14 protein-coding genes are annotated in these 17343 nt (G+C 32.0%); 4 read left to right on the forward strand and 10 right to left on the reverse strand.

Features of this window, described 5'->3' with window-relative positions; genetic code table 11:
• Window positions 1–25: 25 nt before the first annotated feature.
• From ftsH to ACWOBP_RS03205, 4 genes are all read right to left on the reverse strand, one after another.
• A complete protein-coding gene (ftsH, locus tag ACWOBP_RS03190) occupies window positions 26–2062 on the reverse strand; it encodes an ATP-dependent zinc metalloprotease FtsH (RefSeq protein ID WP_455337423.1) in 2037 nt (678 codons plus the stop codon).
• A gap of 100 nt (window positions 2063–2162) precedes the next feature.
• Window positions 2163–2708: a hypoxanthine phosphoribosyltransferase gene (gene hpt, locus ACWOBP_RS03195; RefSeq protein ID WP_455337424.1), complete on the reverse strand. Its 546-nt coding sequence runs from the start codon at window positions 2706–2708 to the stop codon at window positions 2163–2165.
• A 4-nt stretch (window positions 2709–2712) separates the two neighbouring features.
• Entirely contained in the window at window positions 2713–4029 is a 1317-nt protein-coding gene (gene tilS, locus ACWOBP_RS03200) for a tRNA lysidine(34) synthetase TilS (RefSeq protein WP_455337425.1), read from the reverse strand.
• Complete coding sequence (locus ACWOBP_RS03205; protein ID WP_455337426.1) at window positions 4019–4633, reverse strand: S1 RNA-binding domain-containing protein; 615 nt, start codon at window positions 4631–4633, stop codon at window positions 4019–4021. Before ACWOBP_RS03205 ends, tilS begins: the two co-directional genes overlap by 11 nt.
• Window positions 4634–5208: 575 nt before the next feature.
• Here ACWOBP_RS03205 and ACWOBP_RS03210 point away from each other — a divergent pair.
• A complete protein-coding gene (locus ACWOBP_RS03210) occupies window positions 5209–5439 on the forward strand; it encodes a hypothetical protein (protein ID WP_455337427.1) in 231 nt (76 codons plus the stop codon).
• Window positions 5440–5526: 87 nt separating this feature from the next.
• On the opposite strand, the gene ACWOBP_RS03215 is transcribed toward ACWOBP_RS03210, so the two are convergent.
• The 5 genes from ACWOBP_RS03215 to ACWOBP_RS03235 all read right to left on the reverse strand — a co-directional run bounded on the left by ACWOBP_RS03215 (window position 5527) and on the right by ACWOBP_RS03235 (window position 11206).
• Window positions 5527–7398, reverse strand: coding sequence for a polysaccharide biosynthesis protein (locus ACWOBP_RS03215; RefSeq protein WP_455337428.1), 1872 nt, complete (start codon window positions 7396–7398; stop codon window positions 5527–5529).
• Between the two features lie 207 nt (window positions 7399–7605).
• On the reverse strand, window positions 7606–7857 hold the full coding sequence (locus ACWOBP_RS03220; protein WP_455337429.1) for a hypothetical protein: 252 nt from the start codon (window positions 7855–7857) through the stop codon (window positions 7606–7608).
• Window positions 7858–7859: 2 nt separating this feature from the next.
• On the reverse strand, window positions 7860–8822 hold the full coding sequence (locus tag ACWOBP_RS03225; protein WP_455337430.1) for a CdaR family protein: 963 nt from the start codon (window positions 8820–8822) through the stop codon (window positions 7860–7862).
• 11 nt (window positions 8823–8833) lie between these two features.
• A complete protein-coding gene (cdaA, locus tag ACWOBP_RS03230) occupies window positions 8834–9640 on the reverse strand; it encodes a diadenylate cyclase CdaA (protein WP_455337431.1) in 807 nt (268 codons plus the stop codon).
• 417 nt (window positions 9641–10057) lie between these two features.
• A complete protein-coding gene (locus ACWOBP_RS03235; RefSeq protein ID WP_455337432.1) occupies window positions 10058–11206 on the reverse strand; it encodes a pyruvate kinase in 1149 nt (382 codons plus the stop codon).
• Between the two features lie 558 nt (window positions 11207–11764).
• On the opposite strand from ACWOBP_RS03235, the gene ACWOBP_RS03240 reads away from it, so the two are divergent.
• Window positions 11765–13102, forward strand: coding sequence for an MFS transporter (locus ACWOBP_RS03240; protein ID WP_455337433.1), 1338 nt, complete (start codon window positions 11765–11767; stop codon window positions 13100–13102).
• 76 nt (window positions 13103–13178) lie between these two features.
• On the opposite strand, the gene ACWOBP_RS03245 is transcribed toward ACWOBP_RS03240, so the two are convergent.
• Window positions 13179–14273 carry an NAD(P)/FAD-dependent oxidoreductase gene (locus ACWOBP_RS03245; RefSeq protein ID WP_455337434.1) on the reverse strand — a complete coding sequence of 365 codons (1095 nt, stop codon included), beginning with the start codon at window positions 14271–14273 and terminating at the stop codon, window positions 13179–13181.
• Between the two features lie 172 nt (window positions 14274–14445).
• Between ACWOBP_RS03245 and ACWOBP_RS03250 the strand changes: the two genes are divergently transcribed.
• Window positions 14446–15303: a hypothetical protein gene (locus tag ACWOBP_RS03250; protein ID WP_455337435.1), complete on the forward strand. Its 858-nt coding sequence runs from the start codon at window positions 14446–14448 to the stop codon at window positions 15301–15303.
• A 202-nt stretch (window positions 15304–15505) separates the two neighbouring features.
• On the forward strand, window positions 15506–17314 hold the full coding sequence (pepF, locus tag ACWOBP_RS03255) for an oligoendopeptidase F (protein ID WP_455337436.1): 1809 nt from the start codon (window positions 15506–15508) through the stop codon (window positions 17312–17314).
• The last annotated feature ends 29 nt before the right edge of the window (window positions 17315–17343 follow it).

Consider the following 17343-nt stretch of genomic DNA (forward strand, 5'->3'; position numbering starts at 1 on the left):
TAATTCCAAATCTAGGGTTTATTTTTTATTCTTCGTCAGAAGGTTTATCTTCTGATTTTTCGTCTTCTAGGTCTTTTTCTTCAACCTTTTCAACTTTATCTTCTTCGTTTTTAGCCTCTTCTTGAGCTTTTTTCTCAGCTTCTTCTTTGGCTTTACGAGCTTCTTCTTCGTAATATTTCTTATTCACTACTTTATCTAGTTGTTCTGCTTCTCTTTCGTCTAAGTCTTTTGGCATTTTTCCAAATTGGTAAAGAGCAACGATTTCTTTTCTATCGATTGTTTCAACTTCGATAAGTGTTTGTGCAATAAGTTCTAATTGATCTCTGTGAGTTTCAATGATGTGAAGAACTTTAGCGTAACATTCGTTAATAATCTTACGAACTTCGATATCGATTTCTTTCAGCATTTCTTCTGAGTAGTTACCGATACTTGAAAGTTGACGTCCACCGTATGGATCGTGGAATGGAGCTTGCATTGGTCCTACAGCATCACTCATACCGTATTCTGTAACCATCGCACGAGCAATAGCCGTTACTCGTTCGAAGTCATTGTGAGCTCCTGTAGATACTTCGTTAAAGAAGATTTGCTCAGCAGCGCGTCCACCAAGTAATCCACAGATTTTGTCAATTAAATCTGTACGAGTTTGGAAGTATTTTTCTTCTTCCGGAATCATAAGGTTATATCCACCAGCATCACCACGTGGGATAATAGTAACTTTTTGTACTTTATCAGCACTATCAAGTACCATACCTACGATTGCATGACCTGCTTCATGGTAAGCTACTAAACGTTTTTCTTTTGGAGTGTATACTCTGCTACGTTTAGCTGGACCACCGATTACTCTGTCCATAGCCTCATCTAAATCTTCTTTTTCAATACTAGATTTATTTTCACGAGCTGCTAATAATGCCGCTTCGTTAAGAATGTTAGCAAGATCCGCACCAGAGAATCCTGGAGTTTTTTCTGCTAATGAACGAAGGTCAACACCTTTAGCAAGTGGTTTGTTTTTAGCGTGTACTTTAAGAATAGCTTCACGACCTTTTACATCAGGTGTAGAAACTTTAATTTGTCTGTCGAAACGACCTGGTCTTCTAAGAGCGTTATCTAATACGTCAGCACGGTTAGTAGCTGCAATTACGATAATACCTTTTTCACCATCGAATCCATCCATTTCAACAAGAAGTTGGTTAAGAGTTTGTTCACGTTCGTCATTTCCTCCACCTACTCCGCTTCCACGTTTACGTCCTACAGCATCAATCTCATCGATGAAAATGATACATGGCGCATTCTTTTCAGCTTCTTTGAATAGGTCACGAACACGACTTGCCCCAACCCCTACGAACATCTCAACGAAATCAGATCCTGAGATTGAGAAGAATGGTACTTTTGCCTCACCAGCTACAGCACGAGCTAGTAAAGTTTTACCAGTCCCTGGAGGCCCCTCTAGTAGGACACCTTTAGGGATTCTAGCACCCATCTTAGTGAATTTACGATGATCTTTTAAGAACTCAACCATTTCTGCAAGTTCTTGTTTTTCTTCATCAGCTCCAGCTACATCAGCGAATGTAACTTTCGCTTCTCCTCCATCAATTTTTTTAGCTTTAGATTTTTGGAAGCTCATTACTTTACCTCCACCGCCACCTTGCATTTGTGACATAAAGAAAACTAAAAGACCCATCATTAAGATAAATGGAATAATGTTACCTAAGAATGATAAGATTGCTCCTGTTTTTTCAGCTGGTTTGTATTCTACTACATTTAATTTTCCATCTTTAGCTTTTTCATTAATTTGTTTTTGTACTTCAGAATCAGATGCTGCAACTACACTCTCAAAGTTCTTATTACCATCTGTGTAAGTACCTTTAACATTGTAGTTCTCATCTTTTCTTTGTAGACTTATTTCTTTAACTTTGTCATCCTTAATAGTCTGAACAAGTTTAGCATAGTCTATTTTTTCAGTTGTCCCAGGTAAATCTTGCTGCCAATATGCAAATAATCCAATCGCAATAACGATTAACGCAAGCATACCAAGGATAGGGTTTTGCCTTTTTTTGTTATTCATATAGACAATCTTCCTCCTATCATTTTTCTAAACATAATTTATTTTACCATATGTAACTAAAGTTTGACTAATATTTTGACCTTTTTTGATTAAAATATTATTATGAGTAAATCTCTTCTTTTAGAATACCGATATAAGGTAAGTTTCTATATCTTTCATCATAGTCTAAACCAAATCCTACTAGGAATTCATTTGGTGAAACTATTCCGATGTAGTCAGCTTCAACATCAACTACACGAGTCTCAGGTTTATCTACTAATGAAGCACATGCTACAGAAGCAACATTTCTTCCTTTTAGGTTTTCAATAAGAGCTTTAAGGGTTCTTCCTGTATCTACGATGTCTTCAACGATAATTACGTGACGACCTTCGATATCCATTCCACAATCTTTTTTGATTTTAATTACACCAGAAGATTCAGTTCCTCCGTGATAACTAGATACGTCCATAAAATCAGTAACTACATGAATATCAATATGTTTTAAAAGCTCTGCCATAAAAGGTAATGCCCCTTTTAATGTACAAATTAGAACAGGACATTTATCTCTATAATCCTCTTCAATTTGCTTGGCGATTCTCTTACTAGCAACTACGATTTCCTCGTGTGTAAATAGAACTTTCTCGATATCTTTTAATAAATTTTCCACTGTTTTATCTTTTCATGTTTATATAATAATCATATTTTTTATTTTTGTTGACTTTAGTATTTATTCCTAAAACTCCTAAAATCCCATCTTTGTTGCGAATTATCGGAAGTTTGTCTCTAAGTTCCTTGGGAATCTTTTCATCGATAAAAAGACGTGAAAGTTTTTTACTAACCTTACCTCTTTGAATCCTATCTCCATCTCTCTTAGTCGTAACTACGAGCGGCAAGTCTTCCTTGTTAAATCCTACTTCTGATGAGTTATTAGTTGTCGTTATTAGAAAATTACTCTGATGAAATGTATAAACTTTATTAATATCTACTTCATCTATTATTAATTCTATCTTATCATTATACCATTTTTTTTCGATTTTATGAACATAAATACTATTATATTCGCTAATTATTTTTAAATTATTTTTTAAATCATAACTTTTGTTATTATTTCTGCTTTTTAAGTCTTCTATTATTGCAAATAGCGCTCTTTGTTTTACATCAAAAATACCAAAATTATTTGCTAATATGTCTCTTAGCAAAAAACAAATCTCTTCTTTAGTATTTTTTAATAATTTTTCTTTATCTAGCTCAACCTTACCATCTTTTGTTGAAATTACATAATCATTTTTGTCTTCTAATACTTTATTTTTCAATTCAGTATTAATATTTTGATAATAGCTAGAAAAATTTATCAAATTATCAAAACTTGCAGCATTTACATCATTTAACAACGGTACAATATTATGCCTTATATTATTTCTTGTATAATCAATATCGAAGTTTGTTAAATCTACATAGTATTTTAAGTCATTTTTATCAGCATACTGCTCAAGGTCTGCTTTTAAGATATTTAATAATGGACGATAAACTGCTAGTTTTCCAATAGTCGTCTTTTCTTCTATCATCAAGTTATAATCCATACTACGTCCACTAAGTAGTCTCATAATGATATTTTCTACCTGATCATTTTTGTGATGCGCAGTTATTAATTTCACGCCGCCTTCTAATGAAGACATCTCCTCAAAAGCATCGTAACGTAGTTCTCTTGCGAGCATTTCCTCTGATGTATGACTATCTCTTGCTAAATCTTTCATATTTAGCTCTTTTTTGTAGAACTTAACATTGTAGTTTTTGACAAAATTCTCTACGAACTCTGCTTCTTCATAAGACTGTTCTCTTAGACCATGGTTTATATGAAACGCTACTAATTCTTTATAACTATCTTTGTACTTTGTAACAAGCAGATGAAATAATGCTATAGAATCCACTCCTCCTGACAGACCTAGTGCTATTTTATCAGTTTTTTGCCATAAAATATTAATGTCCATCTAGATAACCTCTTTCTTGAAGTTCTTTCTTAATTTTTTTGAACTTACCTTCAGCTTGCCTTGTAGTCGCAACTATATCTTCTAGCAATCCTTCTGGTGCTGGAGGAATTTCTTTTTTCTCTTCTTTCTCCTCAGATAGCTCAGTAATATTACTCTTCTTACCTTTCCCTACTGAAATCTTCATATTTCCTATAAATTGAAGTTTTTTCAAGTCTTTTAGAGTTTTTCTCTCCTGTTTAGGCTCCTGATTATCTTCCTGCACTTCTTGTTTTTTCTGGACTTCAGGCTGTTCTTTAGCTTCTTTTTTAATCGGAGACTTCAGTTTATTTTTCTTCTTATTCTGTTTTTCCTTAGAGTTTTTCTCTACTTTTTTCTTCTCACCTTCTGCTTGTTTCAACTCTTTTTGTGTCAAAATCACTAAAGAATCCTTTGTATTTTTCTCCTCAGCTTTAATAACAAAACCAACAGAAAAAATCTCTTCTAGCTTCTTCTTTTTACCTATAAACATATTTTCCTTTGGTAAAAATGCATCTTTGCCATTTTCTAGTTTGATATATAATCCTTTGCTTTCAACTTTCGTTACCTTACCTGCAACTTTACTCATTTAATCACCTCACTATCAATTAGATAGGGAGTGACTCAAAAATCGTGATTTCGGAGAAATTGATTTTTCGGAGTCACCCCCGCACAGTTTATTAGATATCTAAAAAGCTTTTATTAAGCAAATTTAGATGTCAATAAATCACTGCGTCTATGAATTCTCATATACACTTTGTTAAAATTCAGGACCTTTTTGTCAGCCCCTACCTCTTAAATTTTCCCTATTTATTTTACTTAAATATTATACCACACTATATTCATCTATTGAAATATCAAAGATAATTCGATGTAATAATATACCAACAACCTAATCCCGATAACTAAAAAACACCAACTTCAAAAAAGTTATTCTTCTGAAATCAGCGCTCAATTATTAAATCTTCTTCTAAATAATGTTATGTTAACTATCATTAGTAAAAAATACTACTAATCTTTATTATATCATAAAAATAAACATTTTATCAGTCTTTAATTTTTAAAATTTTTATGCTATATTAAAGATACCAAAGGTATATGTTTCATATCATATATACTTATTTCATAGTAAATATGCAATACTCGATTTCAGGGGGGGTTCTTATGTTAAACACGAAAAAAATTAAAAAAAGATATTTTATATTTCTAGTATTCTATATTTTATTTGGTATCGCACTATTATCAATATTAGATAGAGAACTCAGTTCAGATTTTAAACAAAAATACAAAATCATATTATTTGTGATTGAAGTTTTTTTTATGAACTTACCTATGTTGTTAGCTTTGGTTATAAATAACTATATAGATAAAAAAACTAAAACCGTAGAAAAATAAGACACTCTCTAAAACTAGCTATACTAAAGTTCCCTTATGTAGCTAGAAAGAGCGATTCAAAATTACTTTTGAATCGCCCTTCTTTTTTTATCCGTTATAACAATTTATTATTTCAAATAGCTTGCTACGAATTTCTTCATTTGTTGAATGCCCTAACATTGATTTCAACTCTACCAGTTTTTTGTCTAGTTCTTCTACATCAATGTCTAAGGTTGTATTTTTATAAATCATTTGGTTATCAGTCTTTTCACTACTTTCGTAATCAAGAGATAACTCTTCATACATTTTCTCACCAGGTCTTAGACCAATTTCTTCGATATCTATATCTTTATACGGTTCTAATCCAGATAATTTAATTAAGTTTGTCGCAAGATCTATAATCTTCACAGGTTCTCCCATATCTAATAGGAAGATTTCCCCTTCACTTGCATAATATCCTGCTTGTAGTACTAATTGCGCCGCTTCTGGAATCGTCATAAAGTAACGAATAATATTTCTATGTGTAATTGTGATAGGTCCACCTTTTTTAATTTGTTCTTTAAAAATAGGAATAACTGAACCATTTGAACCTAATACATTACCAAATCTAACTGCAGCAAATTTCGTTTTATACTTATTACCTTTTGATTGTAAAATAATCTCTGTTAAACGTTTCGAAGCTCCCATCGCATTCGTAGGGTTTACCGCCTTGTCAGTAGAAATCATAATAAATCTCTCTACTTCTTTTTCGATAGCTACATCCATAACGTTCTTTGTCCCAAAGACATTATTTTTTATCGCTTCTTGTGGACGACGTTCCATTAAAGGTACGTGTTTATGTGCTGCCGCATGGAATACAACGCTCGGTTTATACTTATCAAATACCTCAGCTAAAGCATCTTTTTCACGGATACTTACTATTTCAGAAATATAATTTATATTATCATACTCCTTACTGTGTGACTTTTCAAAATCTAAATCACGCTCTAGCATGTATAATGCATTCTCGTTAACATCTACTAAGACAAGTTGAGTTGGTTTAAATTTGAATATTTCTCTTACAATTTGACTTCCAATCGAACCACCGGCACCAGTAACAAGAATACTCTTTCCTTCAATATAAGAACGAATCTCTCCTTGAGAAAGTTTTACTTCTCCTCGTCCTAGTAAATCTTCAATAGATACATCCTTCAAATGCTTAGTAATACTTTCCCCATCCTCTACTGCAATACCAGAATTCATTACCTTAACACTAACATTAGCTTCTTTCAGAACATTTAATATTCTGTTTTTGTTATAAGCACTAATTGAAGGGATAGCTAAAAAAACTTGCTCTACTTCATATGTAGGAATAAGTTTCAATAATTCATAAGTTGTTCCAACTACAGTAACTCCACTAATTACAGAATTTTTTCGATTATCATCTATAAGACCAACTACATTAGCACGAAAAATATTATTTTTAGATAACTCTTTTAATAATATATATCCTGCATCTCCTGCACCAATTATAAATGTATTTTTATATGTGCTAGCCCCATACTTACCAGCTTCTCTCTCTCGTAAAGCACGATATAACATCCTTATAAACATCATCCCCGCTATTATTAATAACGGTGAAAAAATAGCAAATCTAACATTTGAGAATGTATCAGGTAACATATATTGATAAAGAATACTTGTAATCAAGTCACCTAAAACTACAGAAATACAAATATTTACTATCTCATTAACACCTAAGTAAGACCATAATGATTTATTAGTACCAAATAAATAAAAACTAATTGCATATACAACCAATGAAATCACTAAAAATTCTAATATTTCATTAAAATGATCATTTAACATAGCAAATGGATTTGATGCTTTACCTAAAAATATTGACATTACTACACCTAACGTAACCGTCAATAAGTCTAGTAACATAATGAGTTTAAATCTATGATTTATATATATTTTTGATGAAAAAAGTTTATTCATAATATCTCCTATAAATTTATCAAAGGGGTAAAAGTTTAATCAAAAAAAGTATAACAAACAAGCATACAATACTTAAATGATAATTTATCAATCAATAAATATCTATACAATCCTTTTTGAAATTACATAAACTGTATAGAAAAAGACTAAAAATAAAATTTTCATCTAATGATATTTCTAATCTTTTCTCAGTCCCCTCTACACATTTTAAAACAATCTATAACCAAAGTACACTGTTGCAACAATAATAATACACAATATTACAATGCTGACTTTTCTTGTTTCTCTGATTACTCTTATTTCTACTATCTTTTGAACTATTAATATAGTTATAGCTACGAAAATCGCAGTGGTTTTAATCCTTTGATTTTCTATGAACATCGTAGCGATTATTATAGCTAAACTAAAAACTGTAATAAGCATATTAACAGCCAAAAATATTAATTTTTTATCCGCCATAATTATTTTTTCCTCATCTTGATTGTTACTTTAACAATCGGTGTATCTGTCGCAATTCTAATACTCTCCTTAGGATATATTTTCAAATTGCTACGTTCTTCTGTTTCTTCTTTAATATCACTTAAATCGACATCAACAAACATCTCTTGCACTCTAGCTAAACTAGCTGCATCTTCTGCTCTTATAGTTACTTTGGAAACGTCTGCAGTCGCACTAATTAATTCAAATCCGGAAGGAAGATTTCCTACAGTGTTTACCTCTAACGGAACCTCTTTTTCAATATTCTTCAATTCAATATTCATAACCGTTGAATTTGGCTCTATCTGGATATCCTCAATTTTATTGTAATCACTATCATAAGCTACTAACTTAGCCTCTTCTCTAGTATTTCTATTAATCTTTGTACGCACATCACTTTCAGCACGAACTTCATTAATTCTGTTGAGACTCTCTACCGCACCAGAAATCTTAACAGTTGGATTAGATACGCTAAGTTTATCTACCTCATATCCAATTAACAGACGTTCTTTTTTTACTATTGGTGTAACTTTGAACTCTTTTGTCGCTTTTTCTCTAATAGATATCGTTATTGTAGATGGTTCCGCGGTTCCATCTACACCTTTTTCTAAACCTTCTATCTCGATTCTAACCTTCTGATCATCACCTATCTGGGCATTTCTAAGGTTCAATTTTGCCTTGAAATTTTTAGCAACACTTTCTTTTTGAACCTTCGTTTGCGTTCCAGATAATTTCACAGACACAGTATTAGGAATACCTACTACATAGAGTTTATCTCTATCATAGTCGACATCAAGTGAAACATCACTCACCCAAGCAGTTGCATTATCACTAGTAGTATCTCCGAGAACCGAAAAGTTTTTAAAATTCTCATTCACCGATAAGAACAATAGTATTGCTATTAAAAATGATATTAACTTTAACTTATTGTTTTCTTTTAGTTGCATAATATCACCTCTTATTTAATTATTTTTTCTTGCTGTTTCCAGTTTTTTGCCAAGTAATCTGTCAGTTCGTCTGTTGAATAATCCGAAGTTAAAATCCCATTATGACAAACACTAATCTTCCCAGTCTCTTCGGAAACGGCAATTATAATGGCATCTGTCACTTCAGATAATCCTAAAGCAGCACGGTGCCTTGTCCCATAACTACTAGCTATCGATCTATTATCCGACAAAGGAAGTACACAACTTGCTGCACGAATCTTATTTTCATCGATTATTATAGCGCCATCATGCAAAGGTGTATTTGGAATAAAAATATTAATTATAAGTTCATTTGTCACCTCAGCATTGACCGTAATACCACTTTCTACATACTCATCAAGACCAGTATTATTTTCTAGTACGATTAGTGCACCTATTCTTCGACGCGCCATATGTCTAGATGAATCAACAACAGCTTTTATAATATGTTCAGTAGAATTTTTCTGAACATCTTTATAATTTATATTAAAGATATTAGACAGCTGTACCCTTCCAATATACTCAAGAGCTCTTCGTAATTCTGGTTGGAATATAATCATTATTCCCAATACTCCCCAAGTTACTACTTGTTCAAATATGTATGTCATCGTTCTAAATCCAATAAAATTAAAGAATATTTTAAATCCAATAACAATTAAAATACCTTTAATAAGTTGCATACCACGAGTACCTTTTAATAAACTCAATAGTTTATAAACTAAAAACCAAACTAATAATATATCCAACAAATGAATAATTAGTGTCAGTGTGCTCACTCCTGATAAGTATTCAGCTATCATAAATAATCTCCTTTCTTTTACATAATATTGCTACCGTACACATATTGTTTGCAATTATATGTACAAAAATCCACATTTAATTATATCATAAAATGCAAGCGTTGTGCTATTTTTTTATAAAAGAAAAAGGGAGCGACTCAAAAATCATGATTTCATAGAAAAAATCGATTTTATCGAGTCACCCCCACAAAGTTTATTAGATATCTAAAAAGCTTTTATAAAGCGTATTTAGATATCAATAAATCACTGCGTCTATGAGTTCTCATATACACTTTGTTAAAATTTAGGGCTTTTTGATTAGCCCTCAAAATATCTTCTATAATTCCTAGAATATACTACATTAAGTATCGTCTACAAAAATTATGTTAAACAACATAGACATTAAAACTCGTACCTACAAATCGTATTAATACCTAACTAGTCAACTTTACTTACATATACAAAGTCTGTAGGTGGTACAGTCCCTTTTCCTGTATCTGGTTGCCCTGCAGTTATCAAGATAAGATCACCAACTTCCGCTAATTCAACTTTTTTAGAATATGAAGAGGCATTACTTAGCATCTCTTCCATACTTAACATCTTAGGTTCGATATACGGTACTATTCCTCTAGTAATAACTAACTTTCTAGCACTTTCTCTATCAGGTAAAACGGCTAACACAGGCACATTTGGACGATATCTCGCGATGAAACGAGCTGTTGTTCCTGATTTTGTATAAGTTACAATACTTTTTACGTCAACTGCTTCTAAAAGATGTTTTGTCGTCATAGAGACAGCGTGAGAGATACTCATTTTATATCCTTCCACTTCGAATCTTTCAGCATCAACAGCATTATTTTTCTCAACAGTTCTTATAATTCTATCTAATGTTTCTAACGCTTCACACGGATAATCACCAATCGCAGTCTCCTCTGTTAACATTACCGCATCAACACCGTCGAAAATCGCATTCGCAACATCAGACACTTCGGCTCTAGTCGGTCTTGGATTGTAAACCATAGAATATAACATTTGAGTAGTTAGAATAACTACTTTCGCAGCTTCATTAGCTCTTCTTACTATTTCTTTTTGAATTCCAGGTAAATCTTCATACGAAATATCTACCCCAAGTTCGTCACGATTAATCATAATCGCATCCGCAATTTCTAGTATTCCATCAAGATTATCATAACCATCTTTACAATCTATCTTAACAATAATCCCTATATTTTTTCCATGTGACTTAATAATCTCTTTCACCTTCGTAATCTCTTCTAGGTTCCCAACAAAAGGACACGCAACGAAATCTACATCATTTGCACAGGCAAAGTCTACATTCTCCCCATCTATTTTTATAAGTTTATACTTATTTTTCGCATAAATATGATCAACATCATATATTATAGCTAAGTCTCTTCCCACTTCTTCTCTTAGAGATTTAACCTCCTCTATTCTTTCAATATTTTGTTCATTATTCCCATAATAAGAATCTATCAATACAGCGTCCGCTGCACCTTCCACTATTTTTCGTAACACTTTATCTGTAGCATCACCTATAGTAGCTATTATTTTAGAATTTCTAATCATAACTCTTCACCTATCCATATCTTTATTTCACATTTTATTATAGCACAGCAAATTATAACATACTATACTATACTTATTACAACAGTTTTAACCTATATTATTAAATAAATAAATATTATCATTAAATACAAAGCGCTCAATCATATCGAATCTCATCTATTTAGATAAATTCAATTCTTATTAACACATTAATTGAATATAAACTATAAAAATATAACTACATATATCGTTTTCAAATACAGTTTCATTTTATTAAATAAAAGAAAAATCCTTACCCTAATTGTAAGGTTTTTTCCTACAAACCAGCTTACATTTGTAGTTGTTTTTTATCGACAATTATGAAAAATATTTATAAAGTTTATTTGATTATAAGTGTTATTTAAAGAATAATAGTGGCATTTCTAAAATTAAGACTATAAAAAAAATAATATTATATAATATATAAAAAACTATTGACAACCTCCCTTTCTGTAGTATATAATTTAACATGCTGATATAACACATAGTTTTCAGTTATTAAAATTATATATAAATAATAATTTAGGAGGAACATTTTTTATGTTATCATTTTTAAAACCTAAAGCTAAATCACATACAGTTCCTGCCGATAAAGTTATGCCAACTTATAAGAAATTAAGATTTATTTCTTTCCTTGGGGTATTCCTTGGATATATGGCATTCTATATTGTTAGAAATAACATCAGTTTATCGAGTAGTGATCTTAAAGCATCTTTAGGAATTTCTAAAACTCAAATGGGTGCAATCATGAGTTACATGTTACTTGCATATGGATTAAGTAAAGGGTTCATGAGTAGTTTAGCTGATAAAGCCGATCCAAAAAAATATATGGCTCTTGGTCTTTTCCTTTGTGCATCTGTAAACTTAGCACTTGGAGTTAGTCACACTGTATTCTTAGTATCAATCTTAGTAATATTACTAGGTCTTTTCCAAGGTATGGGAGTTGGACCAGCATTCATCACACTTGCAAGCTGGTATCCTAAAAAAGAACGTGGTCGTATGACTGCTCTTTGGAACATCTCTCACAACGTCGGTGGAGGAATCGTAGCAAGTGTTGTTACATTAGGATTCTTCATCTTTGGTAAAGAACACTGGAAATTAGCATACTACGTATTCCCAGCGATTATCGCTATTATCTTCGTTATCATCATCCTTGTTTTAGTTAAAGGAAAACCAGAAAACGAAGGTTTACCAACTATGGAAGAAATCACTGGTGAAACTCACAAAGTAGAAGTAAAACACGTACCAGAAGAAGCTGCAAACTTAAGTGCAGGACAAATTTTCGTAAACTACGTATTAAAAAACAAACACGCTTGGTATGTATCTTTAGTTGATACATTCGTATACTTAATCCGTTTCGGATTAATCTCTTGGCTTCCAATTTACTTATTAGAAACTAAAGGATTCACAAAAGGACAAATGGGTATCGCCTTCACATTATTCGAGTGGGCTGCTATCCCATCGACACTTCTTGCTGGATACCTATCTGATAAAGTATTCAAAGGTTACCGTATGCCTCCAGCAATCGGTGCAATGGTTATCATTTTCTTCTGTCTAATCGGATATTGGGAAAGTACTTCTCTAGTATGGGTAATCGTATTTGCCAGCCTTTCTGGATGTCTAATCTACGTACCACAATTCTTAGCATCAGTTCAAACTATGGAAGTTGTTCCATCATTTGCTGTTGGTAACGCAGTTGGTCTAAGAGGATTCATGAGTTACATCGTGGGTGCTTCATTCGGTACTTGGTTCATCGGATTCGTTGTTGACCGTGTAGGATGGTCTGGAGGTCTTTACGTACTTCTAGCATCTGCAGTTCTTTGTATCGTATTCGCAGTACTAAGTCATCGTGGAGCCAAAGAATTAGCTCACAAATAATTAACAACTGAAAACATTAAAAAGCACTGAACAAAATCGTTCAGTGCTTTTTTATTGTTATATTAATAATATCTTCTTACTTACGTGTTATGTAGTTTTCAATATTATAATCTCGTGGATCTAATTCTATATCATTTCCTAAAATTATATTCGCTACACTATAGCCAATTATTGGACCTGTAGTTAAACCAGAAGAACCAAGACCACTAATCGCATAAACATTTTCTAATGTCGGAACCTCACCAAAAAACGGAGAATAATCACTAGTATAAGCTCTAATTCCAACACGTTCATTTATTATCTCTGCATTTTTTAATTCACCTAAGAAACTCTCCGCTTCTTCACCAAAAGTATCAAGTTGCTGTTTATCAACAGTTAAATCAAAGCCCATATCATTTTCATGTGTCGCTCCAACACTAACAACACCTTTTTCAAATGGGATAATATCCAATTCACCCTCAGGCATAATAACCGGATAAGATTCTGTGTTTTCATCAGAAACTTTATAATCTCTTAGTTGCCCTTTTTGCGGACGGACATCAACATCAAAGCCAAGAGGCTCTAGTATGTCTTTTAACCACGCACCAGTCGCAAGAACAACAGTATCAAAAACCTCTCCATTAAGCTCATACTTATCTCCCACAACCTTTAGACTAACTTTCTCCCTAACGACATTAGCCTTCGAGGCACTAAGTAAAGTATTAACGAATCTCTCTCCTTCTACTCGTCCACCACCACTCGCATACAGTACATCTCCATTGTTGTTGAAGCTAGGAATGATCTTTTGAATCTCTTCTTTTGTAATTATCTCTAAATTCCCTATCATCGGCGATAATTCTTTACGACTTTCTGCAAGTTCTTTTAACTCAGGTAGCTTAGCTTCATTTTTTTTCAATAAATATACTCCACATTGTGAATAAAAGTCAGTATTATAGCCATCATCTTCTAAATCTTTGACTAATTTTAAATAAAAATCCGCACCTAGTCTTGCCATCTTATACCAAGGTTTATTACGTCTTTTAGAAAACCACGGACTTATAATCCCAGCTGATGCTTTTGTAGCTTGACCCAAGCCATAATCAAAAACTACTATTTCATTTTTTTGTTCTTTTGACAAATAATAAGCACATGTAGCTCCCACTATTCCCCCACCTACTACTGCTATTTTCATAAGATACCTCGCTTTTTAATAAATATTTTTTTACTTAGTAAAATTATACATCAAAAAATTATGAACGTAAACTTTTTATAAAATAAAAAGAAGTTTATAAAATTCACTAGTTGACATAAATCACTCTTACAAGTAAAATAGTAACTATGAAAACAATTATGGAGGTTATAGAATGAAAAAACAGTTATTATTAACTGTCGCTATCGCAGTTCTTTCAGGAATAACACTAGGTTGTGCTCAAAACAAAAACGATAACAACAATCAACCTACGCAACAAGAAGCAAAAAAAGAATTATCAAATGAAGAGATAGTTAAAGCGGCTCTGAATAATTTCCCAAAAGACAATAATCTTGAATTAGACAGTAAACTTACTCTAGAAACTCAAGTAGGAGATGAGCATTTTTCTCTAACTATGACATCGAATATTAAAATCGATGAAAAAGGAAATATATTAAAAGATTATTCTAAACAAGAAACTTCTGCTGAAGGAAACTCAAAAGAAATAGAGCATGTTTTCTTAAAAAAAATAGATTCTGGTTATGAAAAATATGATGTTGTAGATGGGAGATTAGTAGCTAAAAAACTTGAAGACGATGCAGATTTCCTTTCAGGATTAGATCAATTTTTCAGAAGAAGTTCTATATTTGACTTAGTACTAGATAAAAATTATGAAAAAAATGATACAAAACTAACATTTAGTGGAAAAATTAAACTTTCTGAAATTAAAGATAAATTCAAATTAAGTGATGATGATATGTTATTCAATGGAGATGCAAACTTATCACAAATGAGTATACCAGTTTCTTTAGTAATAGACACTAATACAAATGAGATTACTACAATTACACTTGATGCAAAAACTCCTATGAACGATATCTTTAAAGAAAATCTTGAAAAAGAGAAAAACTCAATGGCTAAAGAAGAATATGCTGTTGCTAAACAATTAGTTGAGGCTATATTAAAAGACTCTAAAGGAGAATATATAATAACTCGAAAAACTAATAAAATAGATGAAATAAAATTTAATTAATATAAGGTAAATCTAGGTTATTTATATAATAATCTAGATTTTCTTCTATATATATATATAAATAACTTATAGTTTTATAACAAACTAATATAATTACCTTTACCTATCTACATTAAAGTACTATAATTAATATTAGATATATTTTTAATATATAAATAGAAATTGGATTATTAGTGTCCACACTAATAAATGGAGGTAAACTATGACTGAAATGAAATTAATACCAAGAAATGAAGTTGAAGAGAAATATACTTGGGATATGACTCTTCTATATAAAACTGATGAAGATTTTAAAGCGAGCCTTGAAAATATTAAAAAAGAAATCTTAGATTTCAAGGCTACTTACGAAGGAAAATTAGCGAATCATGCTACTTTAGATACTGCCGTTAAAAAATACGAAGAACTTTACGAAGAATACTATAAACTATCTCACTACGCTGAGTTACCAATGGCGGTGGATAGATTTAATGACAATGTAGTACAAAATGTAACACTATTTGAAGATGTTTCTACTTTATGGGCAGGGAATTTAAGTTTCTTCGATACTGAACTTGTAGAACTAGATGAGCAATTCATTAAAGATTTCGTGAAAAACTATCGTCCCGATTTAGAATATTACTTCGAAAAAATTGTTCAGGAGAAAAAACATACATTATCAAAAGAAGCTGAACAAGTAATCGCAAACTATGAGAGTCTTCCCGGTTATTACAATCTATACGAGGTAACTAAGCACGAGGATATGCAATTCGACAGCTTCGAAGCAAATGGAAAAACTTTCGAAAACAGTTTTGTTTTATACGAAAACTTACATGAAATGGATAATGATACTGAAATTCGCCGTAATGCTGCGAAAAGTTTCTATAAAACATTAGATACTTATAAAAACACTTCAGCAAATGAATATATTTCACAAATCAAAAAAGAAAAAATGCTTGCTACAATGCGTGGTTATGATAGTGTTATCGACTACCTATTAGCCGAGCAAGATGGTAATCGAGAATTATATGATCGTCAAATCCGTACTCTTATGACAGACTTAGCACCTCATATTCAACGTTACATTAAACTTCTAGCTCGCGAACATAAAATTGAAGATATGCAGTTTGCAGACTGTAAAATTAACCTTGATCCAGATTTCGAAGTTGATATGACTATCGACGAATCTCGTTCTTACCTTAAAAAAGCACTTGGTGTTCTTGGTGAAGACTACGTTAAAATGATTGATGAAAGTTATGACAAACGTTGGACTGACTTCCCTCAAAACATCGGGAAAAGTACTGGTGGATTCTGCGCAACAGTTCCTAATGTAGCTGGATTTATTCTACTTTCTTGGACTGGAAAAATGAATGAAGTTTTCGTTCTTGCTCACGAACTTGGACATGCATATCACTTCATGAGTACAGGAAAACACCAAACAATGTTAAACAACGATTGCCCACTTTACTTCGTTGAAGCTCCATCAACTTGTAACGAGGTTATCGTATCTAACTACCTACTGAAAACTAACACTGATGCTCGTTTCAAACGTTGGGTTATCAGCAACATGATTAGTAGAACATACTTCCACAATATGGTAACACACTACTTAGAAGCTGTTTATCAAGACAGAATCTACAAAATGGTAGATAACAACGAAATGCTTAATGCTGATGTTCTTTCTAAAGTTAAACGTGATGTTATGGAAGAATTCTTCGGAGATAGTTTAGTAGTAAATGAAGGGGCAGAACTTACTTGGATGAGACAACCTCACTACTACATGGGACTATATCCATACACTTATTCTGCAGGATTAACAATCGGTACAGCTATCGCTAATAAGATCGATAATGATAGCTCTTATGCAGACACTTGGCTAAATGTTCTTACTAAAGGAAGTAGCATGTCAGCACTAGATCTTTCTAAACTTGCAGGTTGTGATGTAAGTACTGATGAACCACTTAAAGAAGCTATCGCTTATGTTGGTCACCTAGTAGATGAACTTTACAACTTAACAGATGAATTAAATAAATAGAAACTAAAAGCTTCAGCCAAATCTCTTTG

The organism is Gemella parahaemolysans, from assembly GCF_053758945.1.

What these genes read in the sequence shown, in the direction of transcription:
- ftsH (WP_455337423.1), bottom strand. Translation starts at nt 2,062, where the DNA reads ATGAATAACAAAAAAAGGCAAAACCCTATCCTTGGTATGCTTGCGTTA.
- tilS (WP_455337425.1), bottom strand. Translation starts at nt 4,029, where the DNA reads ATGGACATTAATATTTTATGGCAAAAAACTGATAAAATAGCACTAGGT.
- ACWOBP_RS03205 (WP_455337426.1), bottom strand. Translation starts at nt 4,633, where the DNA reads ATGAGTAAAGTTGCAGGTAAGGTAACGAAAGTTGAAAGCAAAGGATTA.
- ACWOBP_RS03210 (WP_455337427.1), top strand. Translation starts at nt 5,209, where the DNA reads ATGTTAAACACGAAAAAAATTAAAAAAAGATATTTTATATTTCTAGTA.
- ACWOBP_RS03215 (WP_455337428.1), bottom strand. Translation starts at nt 7,398, where the DNA reads ATGAATAAACTTTTTTCATCAAAAATATATATAAATCATAGATTTAAA.
- ACWOBP_RS03220 (WP_455337429.1), bottom strand. Translation starts at nt 7,857, where the DNA reads ATGGCGGATAAAAAATTAATATTTTTGGCTGTTAATATGCTTATTACA.
- ACWOBP_RS03225 (WP_455337430.1), bottom strand. Translation starts at nt 8,822, where the DNA reads ATGCAACTAAAAGAAAACAATAAGTTAAAGTTAATATCATTTTTAATA.
- cdaA (WP_455337431.1), bottom strand. Translation starts at nt 9,640, where the DNA reads ATGATAGCTGAATACTTATCAGGAGTGAGCACACTGACACTAATTATT.
- ACWOBP_RS03235 (WP_455337432.1), bottom strand. Translation starts at nt 11,206, where the DNA reads ATGATTAGAAATTCTAAAATAATAGCTACTATAGGTGATGCTACAGAT.
- ACWOBP_RS03240 (WP_455337433.1), top strand. Translation starts at nt 11,765, where the DNA reads ATGTTATCATTTTTAAAACCTAAAGCTAAATCACATACAGTTCCTGCC.
- ACWOBP_RS03245 (WP_455337434.1), bottom strand. Translation starts at nt 14,273, where the DNA reads ATGAAAATAGCAGTAGTAGGTGGGGGAATAGTGGGAGCTACATGTGCT.
- ACWOBP_RS03250 (WP_455337435.1), top strand. Translation starts at nt 14,446, where the DNA reads ATGAAAAAACAGTTATTATTAACTGTCGCTATCGCAGTTCTTTCAGGA.
- pepF (WP_455337436.1), top strand. Translation starts at nt 15,506, where the DNA reads ATGACTGAAATGAAATTAATACCAAGAAATGAAGTTGAAGAGAAATAT.